The organism is Bradyrhizobium dasycarpum, assembly GCF_042019905.1.
Lineage (GTDB): Bacteria > Pseudomonadota > Alphaproteobacteria > Rhizobiales > Xanthobacteraceae > Bradyrhizobium > Bradyrhizobium japonicum_B.
The window spans coordinates 2,864,822-2,883,303 of sequence record NZ_CP169574.1 but is presented as its reverse complement, the minus strand read 5'-3'; the positions used below and the strand labels follow the sequence as shown (position 1 = coordinate 2,883,303).

The window sequence follows — 18,482 nt, the reverse complement described above, 5'->3', positions numbered from 1 at the left end:
CCGGAATACTCCTTTGCTGTGCGGCAACTCATCTGCCGGCGAGGCTGATTCGTTCTCGCGGGTAGGCCCAGTCACTGCAGGTGCGAGCGGGTAATATTCGCCGCTCTACCCTTCTACGGGCCAACCTTGACCCGGTCCTCCCAGTCCTCCCACGCGACGTTATTGATCTCCAGATAGCTCGAAACGGCTGAGCCGATGGTCGGAAAGAACTGGGCTTCGCCAAGCTGAGCATACAAACCAAAACGCTTCAGCTTGTCCTTCACGGGATCCTTGAGCTCGGCAAAGCAGAGTTTAATGCCCCTGGCCTTGAGCGCCTCGTCCAGTTCGGCAACAGTATCGCAGGCGGTAACGTCTACGCTCGTGACCGGTTCGGCGGCGACGACCAGCCAGCGCACAGGCGTTGGCGATGTCTCGATCGCGGCCAGAATTCGCTCCTTGAAGAACTCAGCGTTAGCGAAGAACAGCGGCGCATCCCATCGGAACAGCACCAGTCCGGGGATCAAACGGGCATCGGGATATCTCGTGATGTCGTGATAGCCCTTGACACCGTAGGCGCGCCCGAGAATCGCGGAGTGCGGACGCCATCCGTCCCACAGGAATTCCGCAATGGCCACCGCAACGGCGAGGCCGATTCCCGGAATTGGACCCAACACGGCCACGCCCACGAAGCACAGCACGGTCAACCAGAACTCCCACCGCTGGATCCGGTAGATCCGCTTGAGATCGTTGATCTCGATCAGGCCGATCGCGGCTGCGATCACCACTGCCGCCAATGCGGCATTCGGCAGGTGCTGCAACAGATTGGGCGCAAGCAGTAGCAGGAACGCGATCGCGAGCGCGCCGACGACATTCGCCAGCTGGGTGCGCGCGCCGGCGGTTTCGGCAACCGGCGTACGCGACGAACTGCTGCTGATCGGGAAACCCTGAAAGAAGCCGGTCGCCAGGTTGGCCGCGCCAAGACCCACCATTTCCTGGTTCGGATCGACCTTGTCACCCAAACGCGCAGCATAGGTTCGCGACAACACGCTGGTGTCGGCGAACGAGACCAGAGCGATGGCGAATCCGCCGGCCAGCACGGGGATCAGATCGCTGTATCCGATCCTGGGAATAGCAAAAGCCGGCAGACCTTGCGGAAGTGGCCCCAGGACCTTCACACCATGACCGGTTGCCAGATCAAGCAGTGCCACGACAAGGGTCGCTCCGACGACGGCAATCAGGACTCGCGGAAGTCGTTTGTTGCCCTTGAGCAGCAGGATGACGATCAGCGTGCCAAGCCCGACTGCGAATGCGGCCCAGTTCATCTTGCCTTCGTGGATCCCGGTGGCGATAGCCCAAAGGTCTTTCAGCGGGCCCTCGCTCTCGATCGAGAAGCCGAGCAGCTTTGGCAGCTGGCTAATCAAGACGGTCAGCGCGATGCCGTTCATGTAGCCATAGCGTATCGGCTTGGACAGAAGCTCGGTCAAGAACCCCAACCGCGCGATGCCCGCCACAATGAGCACAGCTCCTGAAACGAGCGCCATCATCGCGGCAAGCATTGCTGCGCGCACCGGATCACCGCCAGACAAGGGGGCAATCACGCCGAGGATGACGGCAGCCAGCGCCGAGTCGGGGCCAAGCACGACGATCCGACTCGGACCGAACATCGCGTAGACAAGAAGAGGGACGATGGTGGCGTAGAGCCCGTGGATGCCCGGCAGGCCGGACGCCGCGGCATAAGCGATTCCGACCGGAACGAGCATGGCCGCCAGCACGAGACCTGCGAACACATCCTGCCGAAGCCAATCAGCTTCGTAGTGGCGAAGCGTATGGATTCCGGGGGCCCAACGTGTCCAATCGTTCACGGAGTTCACTCCAATGGCCGGCCGCCCTGCGGGCTATGGCCCATACCGGCGGCAGGCTGGTGTCGGCTCGCCGATCGCGCGCAAAGATCTGGCAGCGTCTCGAACGTTCCCTTGACGCAAATCAGCGTTGTCGACGCCTCGACGCTTCTGCGGCGTAGCAACGTTCAGGACGTGGAGCAAGAACCTGCGCTTCCGGAATTGATACCGTCGCTCCCTATCCCCCGGGGACAGATAGCATTTGGCGCGTTGCGCGGGCTGAGCGCGCGCCTCGTCCTTCGAGACGATCGCTTCGCGGCCGCCTCAGGATGGGGCTAAGCAGCATCTATGCCGTCAAACCAGCGCCACGCACTCTGTCCTCATCCTGAGGATTTGCCGGAGGCGGGCGTCTCGAAGCATGGCCGCAAGCTTGCAGCGGCAGGGCCGTCGTCCCGCCCGTCGATTGTCTCCCGGCTTCACGGCAGAAGCGTCGTGAACTCATAGATGACGACGGCGGCGCCGAGACAGCGCCGCCAAGGATTCACGCCGCGAAAAATCTCATCGATGCCCCAGATGATGAGTCCGCCTTTCAACACGATCGTCAAGCCGACGCTGGCTTTGCCTGCGGAAGGCCAGATCCAAAGCAGAACGCCCGCAACGATCACGATCCATAGAGTGAGATTGGGCCATTGCGCGATGGTGATGACACCGGTTTCGCGGCTTCGGAAGAACCACTGAAGGAATCGCCGCACGATGAACTCGCCGATCAGAGCTCGATCTCACCCTCGTCACGCCCCTTCCAATAAGCAATGCGGCTCGCCTTGACCTTGATCAGGACGATGCCCATTCCGGCCATATCCTTCGCGATTTCGGCGAGCGATGTCGTGGGCATGAACTTTCCTCCAGTGAGGCCGGAGCAACGGCGCGATGCGCTGCATGTTCCGCGCTCATATTGCTCAAACGAAAACCGCCCCCGACGTCGGTCGGAGGCGGTTTCGAATTGATCGGATCAGTGTCCAGTGCCGGGCTTGGTGGTCTTCGGCGGCTTGCCGTCTTCCATGCGGCCCTCGTTGCGAAGATCGCGTCCCTCCTGAGCCTTGCGCTGGCTCTCGGGGTCCTTGCCGTGCTCGTTCATCTCTTCCTTGATGTAACCGGCACCTTCCTTGATCTTGCCTTCAACGCTCATGATGTTCTCCTTCTATATGGGAGACAACGCGGCGGCGGACTGACCGTTCCGGCATCACCGGGCGGTGATGTTGTGCGGAACCAGCGCGTAGGATGGTTAGAGCACTTGCGAAACCCGTCATGCTGCGGCCTGGCTTGGACCGATGGGTTTCGCTGCGCTCTACCCATCCTACGGGATCGGTCTTTATCTAGAACTGATACCGCCGCAATCCGCCATCTACCGGGATCACCGTGCCCGTGATGTACCGCGCCACCGGCGAGGCCAGGAAGACCGCGAGCGCCGCCAGATCCTCCGGCTCGCCCCAATAGCCGACCGGAATTTCCTCTTCCGCAAAGCGCTCGCGATAATCGGGTGCGTAGTTGCGGCGGATCTGCTCGCTCATGATGCGGCCGGGCGGGATGCAATTGATGGTGATGCCGTGCTCGCCGACCTCGCGCGACAGGCCCTTGGCCCAGGCGTGCACCGCGGCCTTGGCGGCGAAGGCGGCGTTGAGGCCTTCGGGCTCGGACTTGCCGGTGATGTTGACGATGCGCCCCCATTTGCGTTCGATCATCTGCGGCAGCAGCGCATGCGCGATGCGGCGGTAGCTGGTGAAATTCAGCGCGATCGCCTCGTCCCATTTGCTGTCGGGCGCATCGACCGGCAGCGGCCGGCTGCCGCCGGCATTGTTGACGAGGATGTCGACATGGCCGAGCTCCTTCAACGCGAAGGCCGCGATCCGCTCCGCCGCGTCCTTGGCCATGACGTCCTGCTCGAACGGCGTGATCAGCCCGCCGCCGACTTCCTTCACGAGCTCTGCGAGCAAGTCGCCGCGCCGCGCCACGCCGACGACGCGCACGCCTTCGGCCGCGAGGCCCTTGGCAATGGCGCGTCCGATGCCGATGCTCGCGCCGGTGACAACAGCGGTTTTCAATTTGAGCCCGAGGTCCATGGTTACACGCTCTCTTGATTGTCTTCTTGCTTGTTGCTGATCGCTTCCTGTCCCATCCCGCCGGCCTTGCGAATTGCCTGAGCGGGACGAGCAGTGGTAACCAAGAGCGGCGTTGAAGGAAACACGAAAAAGAAAAAGGCGTTGAGCGATGGTCTGGGATCCGCAGCAATATCTGAAATTCTCCGGCCATCGGCTCCGGCCCGCCGTCGACCTCTTGATGCGGATTCCAGATTTTGGCCCGCGCGAGATTGTCGATCTCGGCGCGGGCGCCGGCAACGTCACCAAACTGATCAAGGAGCGCTGGCCGGAGGCGAGCGTGACTGGCGTCGAAGGTTCGGCCGAGATGGTCGCCGCCGGCCGCAAGGCGGCACCGGATGTGGAATGGTCACATGAAGATCTCGGCCATTGGCATCCGGCCAGGCTATACGACCTGATCTACTCCAATGCCGCACTGCACTGGCTGCCCAATCATGCGGCACTGTTTCCGTCGGTGATGGAGAGGGTGAAGCCTGGCGGCATGCTTGCGGTGCAGATGCCGCGCAACTTCCTGGCGCCGTCGCATGTGTTGATCGGCGAGACCGCGCTCGATGGTCCGTGGCGATCCAAGGTCGAGCATCTCGTCACGCCGCCGCCGGTCGAGGGGCCAGCCTACTACCATGATCTTCTCGCGCCGATGTCGGCCAATATCGACATCTGGGAGACCGAATATCTGCAAGTGCTCGAAGGCGACAACCCGGTCAAGGAATGGACCAAGGGGACTTGGCTGACGCGCTATCTCGACGTGCTCGCGGGGGACGAGAAGATCGCGTTCGAAGCCGCCTATGGCGCGCGCGTTGCGAAAGCCTATCCGAAAAATGCGGCGGGGCAGACCCTGTTCCCGTTCCGCCGTCTCTTCATGGTCGCCCAGCGCAAGGGCTGATGCATTGCCGCAATGCACATAAGCGCTCTTTCCCATGGACGGGCCCGCATGCCGGGTTGCGCAGACAGCGTCCGTCAAGATAGCTTGGGTGCGGTAAATTGGGCTTAGGTCTGGTTGTTCGGCTTGCGGATTGCTGCCAGTACTGACCGCAAAACAAGAAGAACCCGGTTTCGAGGTCGTTGGGGAGGTCTTCATGCGCAAACTGCTACTCGCGGTCGCGGCGGCCGCATTCGGTCTGGCCCCCGCTGCTGCGTCGGCGCAAGCCCCGATCGTCATCAAGTTCAGCCACGTCGTCGCCAACGACACCCCGAAAGGGAAGGGCTCGCTGAAATTCAAGGAGCTGGCCGAGAAATACACCGACGGCAAGGTCAAGGTCGAAGTCTACCCGAACTCCACGCTCTACAAGGACAAGGAGGAAATCGAGGCGCTGCAGCTCGGCTCGGTGCAGATGCTCGCGCCCTCCACCGCGAAATTCGCGCCGCTCGGCGTCAAGGAGTTCGAAGCGCTGGATCTTCCCTGGCTGTTCAAGGACGATGCGGTCTATGCCAACGCGATGAAGGGCACGATCGGCAAATGGCTGTTCCAGAAGCTCGAGGCCAAGGGCATCACCGGTCTCGCCTATTGGGACAACGGCTTCCACATGCTCTCCGCCAACCGCGCCTTGCTGAAGCCGACGGATTTCCAGGGTCTCAAATTCCGCATCTCCGGATCGAAGATCGCCGACCAATATCTCCGCATCATGGGCTCGATCCCTCAGATCATGGCGTTCTCGGAAGTGTACCAGGCCCTGCAGACCGGCGTGGTCGACGGCTGCGAGAACACCGCGTCGAACTACCTGACGCAGAAGTTCTACGAGGTGCAGAAGGACATCACCGTGTCCTATCATGCCCATCTGCAATATGCCGTGATCGTCAATTCCAAGTTCTGGTCGGGCCTGCCGCCCGACATCCGCGCCCAGCTCGACAAGGCGATGGCGGAGGCGACCGACTACACCAACTCGATCGCGCGCCAGGAGAACGAGGACGCGCTGACCGCGATCAAGAAGACGGGCAAGACCAATCTGCACTATCTCACCGATGCCGACCGCAAGGCCTGGCAAGAGGCGATGCAGCCGACGTATAGATGGGCAAAGGGGCGGGTCGGGCAGGAGGTGCTCGATCTCCTTGCCAAGGAACTCGACGTCAAGATGAACTGACGGCCACGGCCCAATAAGAACAACGCCGACGGTCGGGGGTGATCGCACTCCCGGCCGTTTCGCTCTTGAATGGACGAACCGAAGCTGGGGGGACCAAGTTGCTGCGAGTGCTGAATCGTTTTCTCGATCATCTCGAGGAATGGCTGATCGCGACGATGATCGCAGCCGCGACGTCGCTGATCTTCGTCGCCGTGCTGCACCGCTACGGCGCCGGGCTGTCGATCGACATCGCCAAATGGGCGGAAGCCCGCAACCTGGCTTTCCTGGCCGTTCCGATGCGCGCGGTGTTCGCCTGGCTGGCCGCGCTCGACCTGTCCTGGGCGCAGGAGCTCTGCATCTACATGTTCATCTGGATGGCCAAGTTCGGCGCCGCTTACGGCGTACGGACCGGCATCCATGTCGGCGTCGACGTGCTCGTCAACATCCTTCCGGGCGGATCGCGCCGGCGCGTCATCACCTTCGGGCTGTTGTGCGGCGCGCTCTTTACCGCCATCGTCGCCTATTTCGGCGCCGCCTTCGTCGGCCACATGTGGCACAGCGGCCAGCAGTCCAACGATCTGGAAGCGCCGATGTGGATGGTCTATCTCACCATCCCGGTCGGCTCCGGCCTGATGTGCTTCCGCTTCCTGCAGGTCGCCTGGTCGTTCTATCGGACCGGCGAGCTGCCGCACCACGACGTGGCGGGGGTCGAAGGCGTCGAGGTGGATCCCGTGCATCCGGCCCCGGTCACGCCCACCCAGGTGGTTCGGGACGAGCGCAGCCCGCTGGGCTGGATCCTGATGCTGCTGCCGGTCCTGATCGTTGCCGTGTGTATCGCGCATGCAGGCCATATCATCGCGCTGCCGCAGGGCCTCCGCGTCGTCATCGTGTTCGCGCTGCTGCTGTCCTTGATGCTGACGGGCATGCCGATCTCGATCGCGCTGGGTCTCACCGTGCTCAGCTTCATGTTCACGCTGACCGACGTGCGAACCGAATCGGTGGCGCTGAAGCTGTTCACCGGCATCGAGAATTTCGAGATCATGGCGATCCCGTTCTTCATCCTGGCCGGTAACTTCCTGACCCATGGCGGGGTGGCGCGGCGGATGATCGCCTTCGCAACCTCCCTGGTCGGCCATTGGTACGGCGGTCTCGCCTTGTCGGGCGTGGTGGCCTGCGCGCTGTTCGCCGCGATCTCCGGCTCGTCGCCGGCGACCGTGGTGGCGATCGGCTCGGTGATCCTGCCGGCGATGGTCGCGCAAGGCTTCCCGAAGCGGTTCGGCGCCGGTGTGATCACGACCTCGGGTTCGCTCGGCATCCTGATTCCGCCCTCGATCCCGATGGTGCTCTACGCCGTCTCCACCAACAGCTCGGTGGGCAAGCTCTTCATCGCCGGCATCGTGCCGGGATTGGTGCTGGCCTCCCTGCTCGGCGCCACGACGTTCTATCGCGCCTGGCGCAACGATTATCCGCGGATGCCGAAGGCGACGTTCATGGAGCGTCTCGACGCCTTCCGCAAGTCGATCTGGGGCATCCTGCTGATCGTGATCGTGATCGGCGGCATCTACAGCGGCCTGTTCACGCCGACCGAAGCCGCCGCCGTCAGCGCGGTCTACGCCTTCATCGTCGCGGTGTTCATCTACAAGGATCTGAAGCTGCGCGACGTGCCGCGGGTGCTGCTGTCATCGGCGAACCTCTCGGCGATGCTCCTCTACATCATCACCAACGCCGTGCTGTTCTCGTTCCTGATGACCTACGAGAACGTGCCGCAGGCGCTGGCGCAATGGATGATCGACCAGGGCCTGGGATGGATCGGGTTCCTGCTGCTCGTCAACCTGCTGCTGCTGATCGCGGGCAACGTGATGGAGCCGTCCTCGATCATCCTGATCATGGCGCCGATCCTGTTTCCGGTCGCGATCAAGCTCGGCATCGATCCCATTCATTTCGGCATCCTGATGACGGTCAACATGGAGGTGGGCCTGTGCCATCCGCCCGTCGGCCTCAATCTCTACGTCGCCTCAGGCATCGCCAAGATGGGGATCACCGAGCTCACGGTCGCGGTGTGGCCATGGCTGCTCACCATGCTGGGCTTCCTCGTGGTGGTGACGTATTGGCCCGGCCTGTCGCTGTGGCTGCCGAGGCTGCTGGGGATGTAGCCGAAGGAAAACATCGTAGCCCGGATGGAGGGTAAGCGTAATCCGGGGCTTTCTTCGTGCCAGGATCGAAGTCCAAAGATTGCGCTTCGCTTCATCCGGGCTAGGCATCCTTCCGTCGGCAATGGCAATCGCCCGCAGGATGCGGTTAGATGCCGCGCAGCCGGCCGGGAGGATGCAGCATGACTGAAAGCAACAGCGAGCCGAAGGACGCAACGCCGTCCGTCATCGCGCAGCAAGCGGCGATGCTGAACGCGCTGCCGTTTTCCGACACGCGGGATTTCGACGATGCCGCGCGCGGCTTCCTCGGCAGCATCGAGAACGCCGAGATCACGAGCCCGCAGGGGCGGACGGTCTGGAGCCTTCGGCCTTACGGTTTCCTGTCCGCCGAAGAGGCACCGCCCACGGTCAATCCGAGCCTGTGGCGGCAGTCGCGTCTCAACATGCAGCACGGCCTGTTCGAGGTCGTGCCCGGCGTCTACCAGGTGCGCGGGCTCGACATCGCCAACATGACGCTGATCGAGGGCGACAGCGGCGTCATCGTCGTGGACACCCTGACCTCGATCGAAGGCGCCCGCGCCGCGCTCGATCTCTATTTCAAGCATCGCGGCGTGAAGCCGGTCTCGGCCGTCATCTTCACGCACACCCACACCGACCATTGGGGCGGTGCCCGCGGCGTGGTGGAGGAGGATGCGCTCGCGAGCGGCCGCGTGCCCCTCATCGCGCCGAACCTGTTCATGGAGCACGCCGTCTCCGAGAACATCATTGCGGGACCGGCGATGCTGCGCCGGGCGCAGTACCAGTTCGGGCCGCTGCTCGCCAAGGGGGCGCGGGGACAGGTCGATTGCGGTCTCGGCAAGTCGATGGCGGCGGGATCGGTTGCGCTGTTGCGCCCGACCGACCTGATCATGGCGACCGGCGACACGCGCTTGATCGACGGCGTCGCGTTCGAATTCCAGATGGCGCCGAACAGCGAAGCGCCGGCGGAGATGCACTTCTTCGTCCCGCGCTACAAGCTGCTGAACCTCGCCGAGAACTGCACGCACAATTTCCACAACCTGCTGCCGTTCCGCGGCGCCGACGTGCGTGACGCGCTGGCCTGGTCGAAATATCTGGGCGAGGCTGTGCAGCTCTGGGACGGCAAGGCGGAGGCGATGTGCGGCCAGCATCACTGGCCGGTGTGGGGACGCGAGCGCATCGGCACGATGATCCGGCAGCAGCGCGACCTCTATAAATTCGCGCATGATCAGACCATCCGCCTGATGAATCACGGCCTCACGGCTGCCGAGATCGCCGAGACGATCAAGCTGCCGAAGAGCCTGGAGGGCGCCTGGCACGGCCGCGGCTATTACGGCCACATCCGCCACAATGTGAAGGCGATCTACCAGAAATATCTCGGCTGGTACGACGCCAATCCGGTCAATCTCGATCCGCTGCCGCCGGTCGAGTCTGGCAAGAAGTATGTCGAGTACATGGGCGGGGCGGACGCGATCCTGGCGCGGGCGCGCACCGATTTCGACAAGGGTGAATTCCGCTTCGTCGCGCAAGTGCTCGGGCATCTCGTCTTCGCCGAGCCTGACAATGCGGCGGCACGCGGTCTCTTGGCCGATACGCTGGAGCAGCTCGGCTACGCCGCCGAAAGTGCGACCTGGCGCAACGCCTATCTGTTCGGCGCCCAGGAATTGCGCCAGGGCATGCCGAAGGTGCCGGCACGCCCGCCGATGCCGCGCGAGACGCTGGCCGCGCTACGCACCTCGCAGCTCTGGGATGTGCTGGGTATTCGCCTCAACGGTCCCAAGGCGGAAGGCAAGCACATCGTCCTGAACTGGAGCTTTTCCGACACCGGCGAGACCTTCGTGCTCAATCTGGAGAACTGCGCGCTCACCTACAGAGAGGGGGTGCAGGCCGAAGGCGCCGATGCCAGCTTCACGCTGGCGCGCGCAACGCTCGACGAGGTGATCGCCAAGCTGACGAGCTTTCCGGAGGCAGTTACGGCCGGCAAGGTCAAGCTATCAGGCAACCCGATGAAGCTGGCCGAGCTGATGGGCCTGATGGACGAATTCCCGAGGATGTTCGAGATCGTCGAGCCGAAGCGGGCGGCGGTGAGGTAAGGACACTGGCGCGCCACATTCAGTGTCGTCCCCGCGAAGGCGGGGACCCATAACCCCAGGGAGAAGTGTTGGGCGACACTGGAAACTACGAGTCTTCGCAAGACTATTGCTGCGGAGTATGGGTCCCGGATCGGCGCGCGCTTGCGGCGCGCTTGTCCGGGACGACAGTTGTGGGTGTGACTACCTACTCCGCGCTGCTCACCAGCTTGATGCGCGGCGCCTTTTCTTCGGCGAGGCTGCGGTAGGCCGCGAGATAGTCCAGCGCCATGCGGCGCGCCGTGAAGCGCGTCTCGAATTGCCTGCGGATCGCGGCGCGGTCGAGTTGCGGAAGGCGGTTCACCACGCCCGCCGCGCTGATCACGTCCTCGACGATGAAACCGGTCAGGCCCTCGTCGATGATCTCGGGCACCGAGCCGCGGTTGAAGGCGACGACCGGCGTTCCGCAGGCCATGGCCTCGATCATCACGAGGCCGAACGGCTCCGGCCAGTCGATCGGCAGCAGCAGCCCGAGCGCGCCGCTGAGGAAATCGGACTTCTCGTGATCGCTGATCTCGCCGATGAATTCCACCAGCGGATTGTTCTCGATCATCGGCCGGATCAGCTCGTCGTAGTAATCCTGGTCGGCACGATCGACCTTGGCCGCGATCTTCAGCGGAATGCCGCAATGCGTCGCGATCTTGATGGCGCGGTCGACGCCCTTCTCGGGCGCGATGCGGCCGAGCACGGCGAGATATTCCTGTCGCGTGGACTTCGGCGTCAGCAGGTTCTCCGGAAGACCGTGATGGATCGTCGTCACCCAGTTGGCCTGCGGCACCGGCCGCCGCTGCGCGTTGGAGATCGAGATGACGGGCATCTTGGAGAAGGTTTTGAAGACCGGCTGATGCTCCGGCAGGTCGAGCCGGCCGTGCAGCGTGGTCAGGAACGGCGTCGGCTGCCGGTGGAACAGCGACCAGGGGTAATAGTCGAGATGGAAGTGGAGGAAGTCGAATTCCTCGTCGTCACATTTCTGCCGCACCCGCTCCAGCAGCACCATGTGCAGCGCATTGGGATCGCGCACGGAACCGTCGAGGCGAAGCGCCTTCGGCCACAACGCATCGAGCTTGGCCGAGGTCTGCGAGTCGCCGCTGGCGAACAGCGTCACGTCGTGTCCCAGGGCCACCAGTTCCTCCGTCAACCAATGCACCACCCGCTCGGTGCCGCCATACAGCTTGGGTGGAACAGCCTCCGTCAACGGAGCTACCTGCGCGATGCGCATCTCACCATCTCCTCTGCGATCATGATTGTCGAAACCCCCGCCAGTACGGCACCGGCTATGCCAGACAGGGGAACGTTCCCGCACTTGCGAAGTTCCTTCTCCCAAACGTTACTTCTTCGACACGTTGGGGAGCGTCGCGATCCTGCCACCACATCTTCGCAGATCGTCCGCATCCGCGTGTCGTGATCGCCAAGCCCGGGAACCCGGGCGAAGAGGTCGATGTTCAGTCGACCAGTAACAAACGAAGACCAACTACGGGGCGATAGCCATATGGATCAGCTTTCTGGATACGCGCGCAGGCCATTTGCCTTTGTCTTGCGCTATCTCCGGCGTCGTCTCGCGTCGCATTTGGTGATCCTGAGCGCGGTCGTTGCCGCGGTTGCCTGCTCGGTAGGCACCCAGTACGGAGTCAAATTCCTCGTCGACAGCCTGTCGGCGGGACCAGGGAATGGCGGCAGCGTATGGCTGGCATTCATTTTACTCATGTCGCTGATCGCTGCCGATAACTTCCTGTGGCGGATCGCGAGCTGGACCGCGAGCTTCACCTTCGTTGGCGTCACGGGGGATTTACGCCGTGACATTTTTCGTCATCTGACCGGGCACGCCCCGAGCTATTTCTCCGACCGCATGCCGGGCATGCTGACGAGCCGCATCACGGCGACGTCGAATGCGGTGTTCACGGTGGAGAACATGTTCGTCTGGAACGTGCTGCCGCCATGCATCGCCACAATTGCGGCAATCGCCCTGATTGGAACCGTCAGCCCTTACATGGCGCTCGGGCTGACCGTGATCGCGGGCGGCATGGTGGTCGCGATGTTCCACCTGGCCGCCGCCGGCAAGCCCCTGCATGACGATTTCGCCGACAAGGCGGCGGTCGTGGACGGCGAGATGATCGACGTGATCAGCAACATGCCGCTGGTGCGGGCCTTCTGCGGCATCGGCCACGAACATGAGCGGTTCGACGCGACGGTGAATCGGGAACTCACCGCGCGAAGCCGCAGCCTGCGTTATCTGGAGAAGCTGCGGCTGTTGCATGCCGCCGTGACCGTGCTCTTGACGGTGGGGCTGATGGCTTGGGCCGTCACGCTCTGGCAGAAGGGTGCGGCGACCACCGGCGACGTCGTGCTGGTCTGTACGCTCGGCATCTCCATCCTGAGCGCCACGCGCGATCTCGCGGTGGCGCTGGTCGACGTCACCCAGCACGTCGCCCGCCTGACCGAGGCGATCGCGACGCTGCTGGTGCCGCACGAGCTGCGCGATCACCCCGAGGCCGAGCCGCTGCTCAAGAGCGGCGCGGCGATCGCGTTCAACAACGTCACCTTCGGCTATCCCGGCGGGGAGAAGATCTTCGAGCGGTTCAGCCTTCGCTTGCAGCCTGGCCAGCGCGTCGGCCTGGTCGGCCAGTCCGGCGGCGGCAAGTCGACGCTGTTCACGCTGCTGCAGCGCTTCTATGACGTCGAAGATGGCAGCATCACCATCGACGGCCAGGACATCTCGAAGGTCACGCAGCTGAGTCTGCGCGAGGCGATCTCCGTCGTGCCGCAGGACATCTCGCTGTTTCACCGCTCGATCCGCGAGAACATCCGCTATGGCCGCCCGAACGCGACCGACGACGAGGTGCTGCGCGCGGCGATCGCGGCGCGCTGCGACTTCATCGACAGCCTGCCCGAAGGCCTCGACACCATGGTCGGCGATCGCGGCGTCAAGATGTCCGGCGGCCAGCGCCAGCGTATCGCGATTGCGCGCGCCTTCCTGAAGGACGCGCCGATCCTGCTGCTGGACGAGGCCACCGCCGCGCTCGACAGCGAATCCGAGGAGGCGATCCGCGAGGCGCTGTCGCGCCTGATGCGCGGTCGCACCGTGATCGCGATCGCGCATCGGCTGGCAACGCTGCGCAATTTCGACCGCGTGGTGGTGCTGAGAAATGGTAAGATCATCGAAGACGGATCGCCTGAGCGCCTCATGCAGGGGCACGGACCCTATCGTGAACTGGTCACGCAGGAGATGAGTAGGCTGGCGCAAGCCGCCGCGTAAGCCAACAGTCGCGTTCTCGAGTCGGTCGCGTTTCAAAACAAGCGCAGGGGAGCTGCTCATGTCGGCCGAAGCCGTAACCCAACTCGTCTCCGTGACGCGGACCTCCGAACAGGTCGCGGAGCAACCTTTCTACATTCCGATGACCGGGCCCTCGGCGCGGCCGCGGCGGTCGCTCAAGCACGACGACATGTTCATCGTGCTCGACAGCCACGGCGACATCGGCGCATCGGCAGGCGGGCCGGATGGCCTGTTCCATCACGATACGCGCTACCTCGCGCGGCTCGAGCTCGTGCTCGACGATCTCCAGCCGCTGCTGCTCGGCTCCAACCTGCGCGACGACAATTCGGCGCTGACCGTCGATCTGACCAATCCGGACATCTACCGGCAGGACAGCCTCGTCCTGCAGAAGGATCTGCTGCACATCGTGCGCACGATCTTCCTCTGGCGCGGCACCGCCTATCAGCGCATTGGCGTGCAGAACCATGGCGAGCGGCGCACCAGCTTCGAGCTGACGCTGCTGTTCGACAATGATTTTGCTGACCTGTTCGAGGTTCGCGGCGAGCGCCGCCCGCACCGGGGGACCGGCACGAGCAGATTGGTCGGGCCGACCGACGTGCTGTTCGAATATCGCGGTCTCGACGACACCGAGCGCACCACGGCGCTGCATCTCGACCCGCGTCCGACGCGATTGTCGGTCAACGCGGCGACCTGGCAGCTCGAGCTGGACCCGCACGAATCGACTTCGCTTTTCGTGGCCGTGTCCTGCAACCGGCCGATCGCGGAGAAGCCGGCGCGGTTCTTCCGGGGACTGCTCGCCCACCGCCGCGAGATGCGCCATTCCACCATGGGCGCCGCCAGCATCGAGACCTCCAACAACATCTTCAACGAGGTGCTGTGCCAGGCCATGGCCGACCTCAACATGCTGATGACGGAGACGCCGCAGGGGCGTTATCCCTATGCCGGCATTCCCTGGTACTCGACGACGTTCGGCCGCGACGGCCTGATCACCGCGCTCCAGATGCTGTGGGTCGATCCGCGCATCGCCAAGGGCGTCCTGCGCCGGCTCGCGCATTTCCAGGCGGAGGAGGTCGACCCGCTCGCGGACGCGGCCCCCGGAAAGATCCTGCACGAGATGCGCGGCGGCGAGATGGCGGCGCTCGGGGAGGTGCCGTTCGCGCATTATTACGGCAGCGTCGATTCGACTGCTTTGTTCGTGCTGCTCGCGGGAAGCTATTTCGAGCGCACCGGCGACGAGGCCACGCTGATCGAGTTGTGGCCGGCGATCGAGGCGGGGCTGGCCTGGATCGATGGCCCCGGCGATCCCGACCAAGACGGCTTCGTCGAATACCAGCGCGCGACCGAGAAGGGGCTGGCCAACCAGGGTTGGAAGGATTCCTACGACGCGATCTTCCACGCCGACGGCCAGCTCGCGGAAGGCAATATCGCGCTCGCCGAGGTCCAGGGCTACGTCTATGCCGCCAAGCAGCTCGCCGCGCGTTGCGCCTTGCGGCTCGGCAAGCTGGACCGTGCGCGCAAGCTCGACGCCGACGCCAGGGCGCTGGCCGAACGCTTCGAGCAGGCGTTCTGGTGCGAGGAACTCGGCACCTATGCGCTCGCCCTCGACGGCAGGAAGCGGCCGTGCAAGGTGCGGACCTCGAACGCCGGTCAGGTGCTGTTCAGCGGCATGATCCGCGAGGACCGCGCCCGCCTCGTCGCCGCCGATCTGATGCGGCCGCATTTCTTCTCGGGCTGGGGCATCCGCACCGTGGCGCAGGGCGAGGCGCGCTACAATCCGATGTCCTACCATGACGGGTCGATCTGGCCGCACGACAACGCGCTGATCGCGCTCGGGCTCGCGCGCTACGGCCTCAAGCACTCGGTGGCGCATGTCTTCAAGGGGCTGTTCGACGCGGCGACCTACATGGACCTGCGCCGGCTGCCCGAATTGTTCTGCGGTTTCCGGCGCGAGAAGCGGCGAGGCCCGACGCTCTACCCGGTCGCCTGCGCGCCGCAGGCCTGGGCCAGCGCCACGCCGTTCACGCTCCTGGAGGCGGCGCTCGGGCTCGAATTCGACGTGGCGCGCGGCGAGATCTGCCTGCGCAACCCGCATCTGCCGGCGTTCCTCAACGAGGTGATCTTGCGCGATCTGCGGCTGGGCGATTCCAGCGTCGATCTGCGCGTCAGCCGCCACGGCGACGACGTGGCGCTGGAGGTGATGCGCACGCGCGGCCAGATCCAGGTCTCGATCGTGCTGGCGCGCTAGCGGCGCGCAAGGAGGGCGTCATGCGTGCGAATGGAGCATTGATCCTTGGTATAGCCATCGTTGCGAGCCTGGCGGTCGCCACCTCGCACGCCGCGGACGAGCCGCCGACAGGCCCGCGCGAGGCCAACGCGCCGGCAACTCAGCCACCGGCCTCGACCGTACCCGTAACGCCGAAGGATGCCGCCCCGCCGCCGTCGGTGACCATCATCGGCGCGAGCGAGGCCCATGGCGTGCTCGGCCGCGACGTGCGCAGTGCGGCCGGCGAGGACATGGGCCGGATCGTCGACGTCATCGTCGATCGCACCGGCCATGTGCGCGCTGCCGCGATCGATTTCGGCGGGTTTCTCGGCGTCGGCAGCCGCAAGATCGTGGTGGAATGGAACGCGCTGCGCTTCGGCAAGATTGCCAACAAGAAGGACAGCATCACGCTGGAATTGACCAAGGCGCAGGTCGCGGCCGCGCCGGAATACAAGGAAGACACGCCGATCGTCGTGCTCGGCGCGTCCGGCAGCCTTCAACCGCTGCAAGCGATCCAGTGAGGTGCGGGGAGGGTCCACCGCCTGTGCTGTTGTCGAGGAAGCTGAACCATGCCAATCGCGAGGGCCGCGTTGAACAGGACAACGTCGCCGCGCCATCGGTCGCCGGCGTCCCGGCGCCGTCGCGCCAGAGCCTGCGTGGCCTCGACTGGTTCATCTTCTTCCTTGCCGACGTACAGACCGGATTCGGCCCTTTCATCGCGGTCTACCTGACCACCCAGAAATGGACCCAGGTCGAGATCGGCCTCGTGCTGTCGATCGGCGGCATCGTCGCGTTGATCGGGCAGATGCCGGGCGGGGCGATCATAGATGCCGCGAAATCGGAGCGTCTCGTCGCCGCCCTCGCGATCACGACCATCGGGGCCTGCGCGCTCGCCTATGCCGCGATGCCGATCTTCGCGGTCGTGGTGACCGCCGCCACCCTGCATGCGATGGCGAGCTGCGTGCTGGGCCCGGCGATCGCCGCGATCAGCCTCGGTCTCGTCGGCCCGCTCGCGATCGGCGAGCGGCTCGGCCGCAACGCGCGCTTTGCCTCGCTCGGCAACGGCGTCGCGGCGGCAGTGATGGGCACGGCGGGCTATCTGCTGTCGAGCCGCTCGGTCTTCCTGGTCACCTTCCTGCTCGTGATTCCGACCCTGATCGCGCTCTCGCGCATCCGCGAGAGTGAGGTCGATATCAGGCGCTGTCACGGCGAGATGCCGCCTGAAGCCGCCGACCGTGCCGACACCAATATCTGGCACCTGATCCGGCAGCGTCCGCTGATCATCTTTGCCCTGAGCGTTCTGCTGCTGCAACTGGCGAACGCCTCGATGATGCCGCTGATGGCAAGCGCGGTGACGGCGCGGTCCGCCCAATGGGCGACGGTGCTCGTCGCCTTTTGCATCGTCGTCCCGCAGGCGATCGTGGCGCTGCTGTCGCCGACGGTCGGGCGCAAGGCGCAGGCGTGGGGTCGGCGACCGCTGCTGCTGATCGGGTTCGGCGCGCTGGCGATTCGCGGCCTGTTGTTTGCGACCGTGCGCGATCCCTATCTGCTGGTCGCCGTGCAGGTGTTCGACGGCATTACCGCCGCGGTATTCGCCGTGATGATTCCGCTGATCGTCGCCGACGTCGCCTTCGGCAGCGGCCATTTCAATCTGGCGCAAGGAATCGTCGGCACCGCAACGGGCATCGGAGCGTCGCTGAGCACCGTGCTCGGCGGCTATGTCAGCGACAAGTTCGGCAACGCGACCGCCTTCATCGGGCTGTCCGGCGTTGCCGCGACCGGACTCTTGCTGATTCTCCTTGCGATGCCGGAGACGCGGCGTACGGCATGATGGCTGGCCCAAAGAAAATGGCCGGCCGAAACGGGTTCGGCCGGCCAAGTTGGTAGGGAGGAGGAGGATCAGGCGAAGCTCAGGCGTCCAGATGTTGCAGACGTTGGCGGTTGCGCAGCACGATCTGGCGGGCGCCGGAGAAGCCGAGGATGCCCTGGGTGTGAAGCTGGGACAGCGCGCGCGACACGGTTTCAAGGGTGAGGCCGAGATAGTCGCCGATGTCGCGGCGACACATCGGCAGCGCCATCATGCCGGCGACGGCGAGGCGGCGGTCCATTTCGAGCAGGAAGGTCGCGACGCGCTCCATCGCGGTCTTGCGGCCCAGCAGCAGCATGTGGTCTTCGGCATGGCGCAGCTCGGAGGCGGTCATCGCCCAAAGCTTGCGGGCAACCTGGACGTCGGTGCCGGCGGCCTTCTCAAGGCTCGCGCGCTTCACGAGGCGCACGGTGGTGTCGATGATGGCTTCGGCGGCAAGGCGGTGAGCCGGGCCGGACTCGAGGCCGAACACGTCGCCGGGAAGATGGAAAGCGCCGATCTGGCGACGGCCGTCGGAAAGCAGCTTGTAGCTGCTCACTGCGCCCGACACGACCTGGTAGACATATTCGGCCGGCTCGTCCTCGCCATAGATCTCCTCGTCCTTGCGGTAGGAGAATTCCGTGGCGACCAGACCCACGTGGCCGGTGATGGCGCCGAACTGGTCGGTGACGGGATGGGCGGGAGCGGCCTTGCCGATAATCTGGGTGTTGATCGCGGGGGTGTTGATCGTCTGGGTCAGCATTGCGCCATCTCCGTT

General features: G+C 64.4%; 15 protein-coding genes and 1 pseudogene. 9 read left to right on the top strand and 7 right to left on the bottom strand.

What is annotated here, in order from left to right; translation table 11 throughout:
• Positions 1-113 precede the first annotated feature (113 nt).
• The 5 genes from ACETMP_RS14025 to ACETMP_RS14005 form a co-directional block, all read right to left on the bottom strand.
• Positions 114-1,841: a SulP family inorganic anion transporter gene (locus ACETMP_RS14025; RefSeq protein ID WP_375161385.1), complete on the bottom strand. Its 1,728-nt coding sequence runs from the start codon at positions 1,839-1,841 to the stop codon at positions 114-116.
• Positions 1,842-2,293: 452 nt separating this feature from the next.
• The gene (locus ACETMP_RS14020) at positions 2,294-2,569 is read right to left on the bottom strand and encodes a hypothetical protein (RefSeq protein WP_375161384.1); all 276 of its coding nucleotides are present in this window, start codon (positions 2,567-2,569) and stop codon (positions 2,294-2,296) included.
• Between the two features lie 14 nt (positions 2,570-2,583).
• Positions 2,584-2,709, bottom strand: a complete 126-nt coding sequence (locus ACETMP_RS14015; RefSeq protein WP_375161383.1) for a hypothetical protein — start codon at positions 2,707-2,709, stop codon at positions 2,584-2,586.
• 117 nt (positions 2,710-2,826) lie between these two features.
• On the bottom strand, positions 2,827-3,003 hold the full coding sequence (locus ACETMP_RS14010) for a hypothetical protein (protein WP_018322718.1): 177 nt from the start codon (positions 3,001-3,003) through the stop codon (positions 2,827-2,829).
• A 187-nt stretch (positions 3,004-3,190) separates the two neighbouring features.
• The gene (locus tag ACETMP_RS14005; RefSeq protein ID WP_375161382.1) at positions 3,191-3,934 is read right to left on the bottom strand and encodes an SDR family NAD(P)-dependent oxidoreductase; all 744 of its coding nucleotides are present in this window, start codon (positions 3,932-3,934) and stop codon (positions 3,191-3,193) included.
• A gap of 148 nt (positions 3,935-4,082) precedes the next feature.
• Between ACETMP_RS14005 and ACETMP_RS14000 the strand changes: the two genes are divergently transcribed.
• From ACETMP_RS14000 to ACETMP_RS13980, 5 genes and pseudogenes are all read left to right on the top strand, one after another.
• A complete protein-coding gene (locus tag ACETMP_RS14000) occupies positions 4,083-4,853 on the top strand; it encodes a methyltransferase domain-containing protein (protein WP_375161381.1) in 771 nt (256 codons plus the stop codon).
• A 193-nt stretch (positions 4,854-5,046) separates the two neighbouring features.
• Entirely contained in the window at positions 5,047-6,048 is a 1,002-nt protein-coding gene (locus tag ACETMP_RS13995) for a DctP family TRAP transporter solute-binding subunit (RefSeq protein WP_375161380.1), read from the top strand.
• A 155-nt stretch (positions 6,049-6,203) separates the two neighbouring features.
• Positions 6,204-6,680, top strand: a pseudogene (locus tag ACETMP_RS13990) (TRAP transporter small permease); the annotation flags it as partial.
• Positions 6,681-6,887: 207 nt separating this feature from the next.
• The gene (locus tag ACETMP_RS13985) at positions 6,888-8,180 is read left to right on the top strand and encodes a TRAP transporter large permease (RefSeq protein WP_375161904.1); all 1,293 of its coding nucleotides are present in this window, start codon (positions 6,888-6,890) and stop codon (positions 8,178-8,180) included.
• 179 nt (positions 8,181-8,359) lie between these two features.
• A complete protein-coding gene (locus tag ACETMP_RS13980; protein WP_375161379.1) occupies positions 8,360-10,288 on the top strand; it encodes an alkyl/aryl-sulfatase in 1,929 nt (642 codons plus the stop codon).
• A gap of 184 nt (positions 10,289-10,472) precedes the next feature.
• Here the strand turns inward: ACETMP_RS13980 and ACETMP_RS13975 are convergent, their stop codons facing one another.
• Complete coding sequence (locus tag ACETMP_RS13975; protein ID WP_375161378.1) at positions 10,473-11,543, bottom strand: glycosyltransferase family 4 protein; 1,071 nt, start codon at positions 11,541-11,543, stop codon at positions 10,473-10,475.
• 270 nt (positions 11,544-11,813) lie between these two features.
• Here ACETMP_RS13975 and ACETMP_RS13970 point away from each other — a divergent pair, with 270 nt between their 5' ends.
• The 4 genes from ACETMP_RS13970 to ACETMP_RS13955 are packed head-to-tail and all read left to right on the top strand — an operon-like array spanning position 11,814 to position 17,689.
• Positions 11,814-13,577, top strand: coding sequence for an ABC transporter ATP-binding protein (locus tag ACETMP_RS13970; protein ID WP_375161377.1), 1,764 nt, complete (start codon positions 11,814-11,816; stop codon positions 13,575-13,577).
• Between the two features lie 58 nt (positions 13,578-13,635).
• Entirely contained in the window at positions 13,636-15,840 is a 2,205-nt protein-coding gene (locus ACETMP_RS13965) for a glycogen debranching N-terminal domain-containing protein (RefSeq protein ID WP_375161376.1), read from the top strand.
• A 20-nt stretch (positions 15,841-15,860) separates the two neighbouring features.
• The gene (locus ACETMP_RS13960; RefSeq protein ID WP_028135104.1) at positions 15,861-16,379 is read left to right on the top strand and encodes a PRC-barrel domain-containing protein; all 519 of its coding nucleotides are present in this window, start codon (positions 15,861-15,863) and stop codon (positions 16,377-16,379) included.
• 23 nt (positions 16,380-16,402) lie between these two features.
• Positions 16,403-17,689 carry an MFS transporter gene (locus tag ACETMP_RS13955; RefSeq protein ID WP_375161375.1) on the top strand — a complete coding sequence of 429 codons (1,287 nt, stop codon included), beginning with the start codon at positions 16,403-16,405 and terminating at the stop codon, positions 17,687-17,689.
• Between the two features lie 79 nt (positions 17,690-17,768).
• Here the strand turns inward: ACETMP_RS13955 and ACETMP_RS13950 are convergent, their stop codons facing one another.
• Positions 17,769-18,467: a helix-turn-helix domain-containing protein gene (locus tag ACETMP_RS13950; protein WP_167771794.1), complete on the bottom strand. Its 699-nt coding sequence runs from the start codon at positions 18,465-18,467 to the stop codon at positions 17,769-17,771.
• Positions 18,468-18,482: the final 15 nt, after the last annotated feature.

Excerpts from the sequence above, each read along its gene's own strand:
- ACETMP_RS13970 (WP_375161377.1), top strand. The coding sequence starts at position 11,814 with ATGGATCAGCTTTCTGGATACGCGCGCAGGCCATTTGCCTTTGTCTTG.
- ACETMP_RS13960 (WP_028135104.1), top strand. The coding sequence starts at position 15,861 with ATGCGTGCGAATGGAGCATTGATCCTTGGTATAGCCATCGTTGCGAGC.
- ACETMP_RS14000 (WP_375161381.1), top strand. The coding sequence starts at position 4,083 with ATGGTCTGGGATCCGCAGCAATATCTGAAATTCTCCGGCCATCGGCTC.
- ACETMP_RS13995 (WP_375161380.1), top strand. The coding sequence starts at position 5,047 with ATGCGCAAACTGCTACTCGCGGTCGCGGCGGCCGCATTCGGTCTGGCC.
- ACETMP_RS13965 (WP_375161376.1), top strand. The coding sequence starts at position 13,636 with ATGTCGGCCGAAGCCGTAACCCAACTCGTCTCCGTGACGCGGACCTCC.
- ACETMP_RS14015 (WP_375161383.1), bottom strand. The coding sequence starts at position 2,709 with ATGCCCACGACATCGCTCGCCGAAATCGCGAAGGATATGGCCGGAATG.
- ACETMP_RS13950 (WP_167771794.1), bottom strand. The coding sequence starts at position 18,467 with ATGCTGACCCAGACGATCAACACCCCCGCGATCAACACCCAGATTATC.
- ACETMP_RS14005 (WP_375161382.1), bottom strand. The coding sequence starts at position 3,934 with ATGGACCTCGGGCTCAAATTGAAAACCGCTGTTGTCACCGGCGCGAGC.
- ACETMP_RS14010 (WP_018322718.1), bottom strand. The coding sequence starts at position 3,003 with ATGAGCGTTGAAGGCAAGATCAAGGAAGGTGCCGGTTACATCAAGGAA.
- ACETMP_RS13980 (WP_375161379.1), top strand. The coding sequence starts at position 8,360 with ATGACTGAAAGCAACAGCGAGCCGAAGGACGCAACGCCGTCCGTCATC.
- ACETMP_RS13975 (WP_375161378.1), bottom strand. The coding sequence starts at position 11,543 with ATGCGCATCGCGCAGGTAGCTCCGTTGACGGAGGCTGTTCCACCCAAG.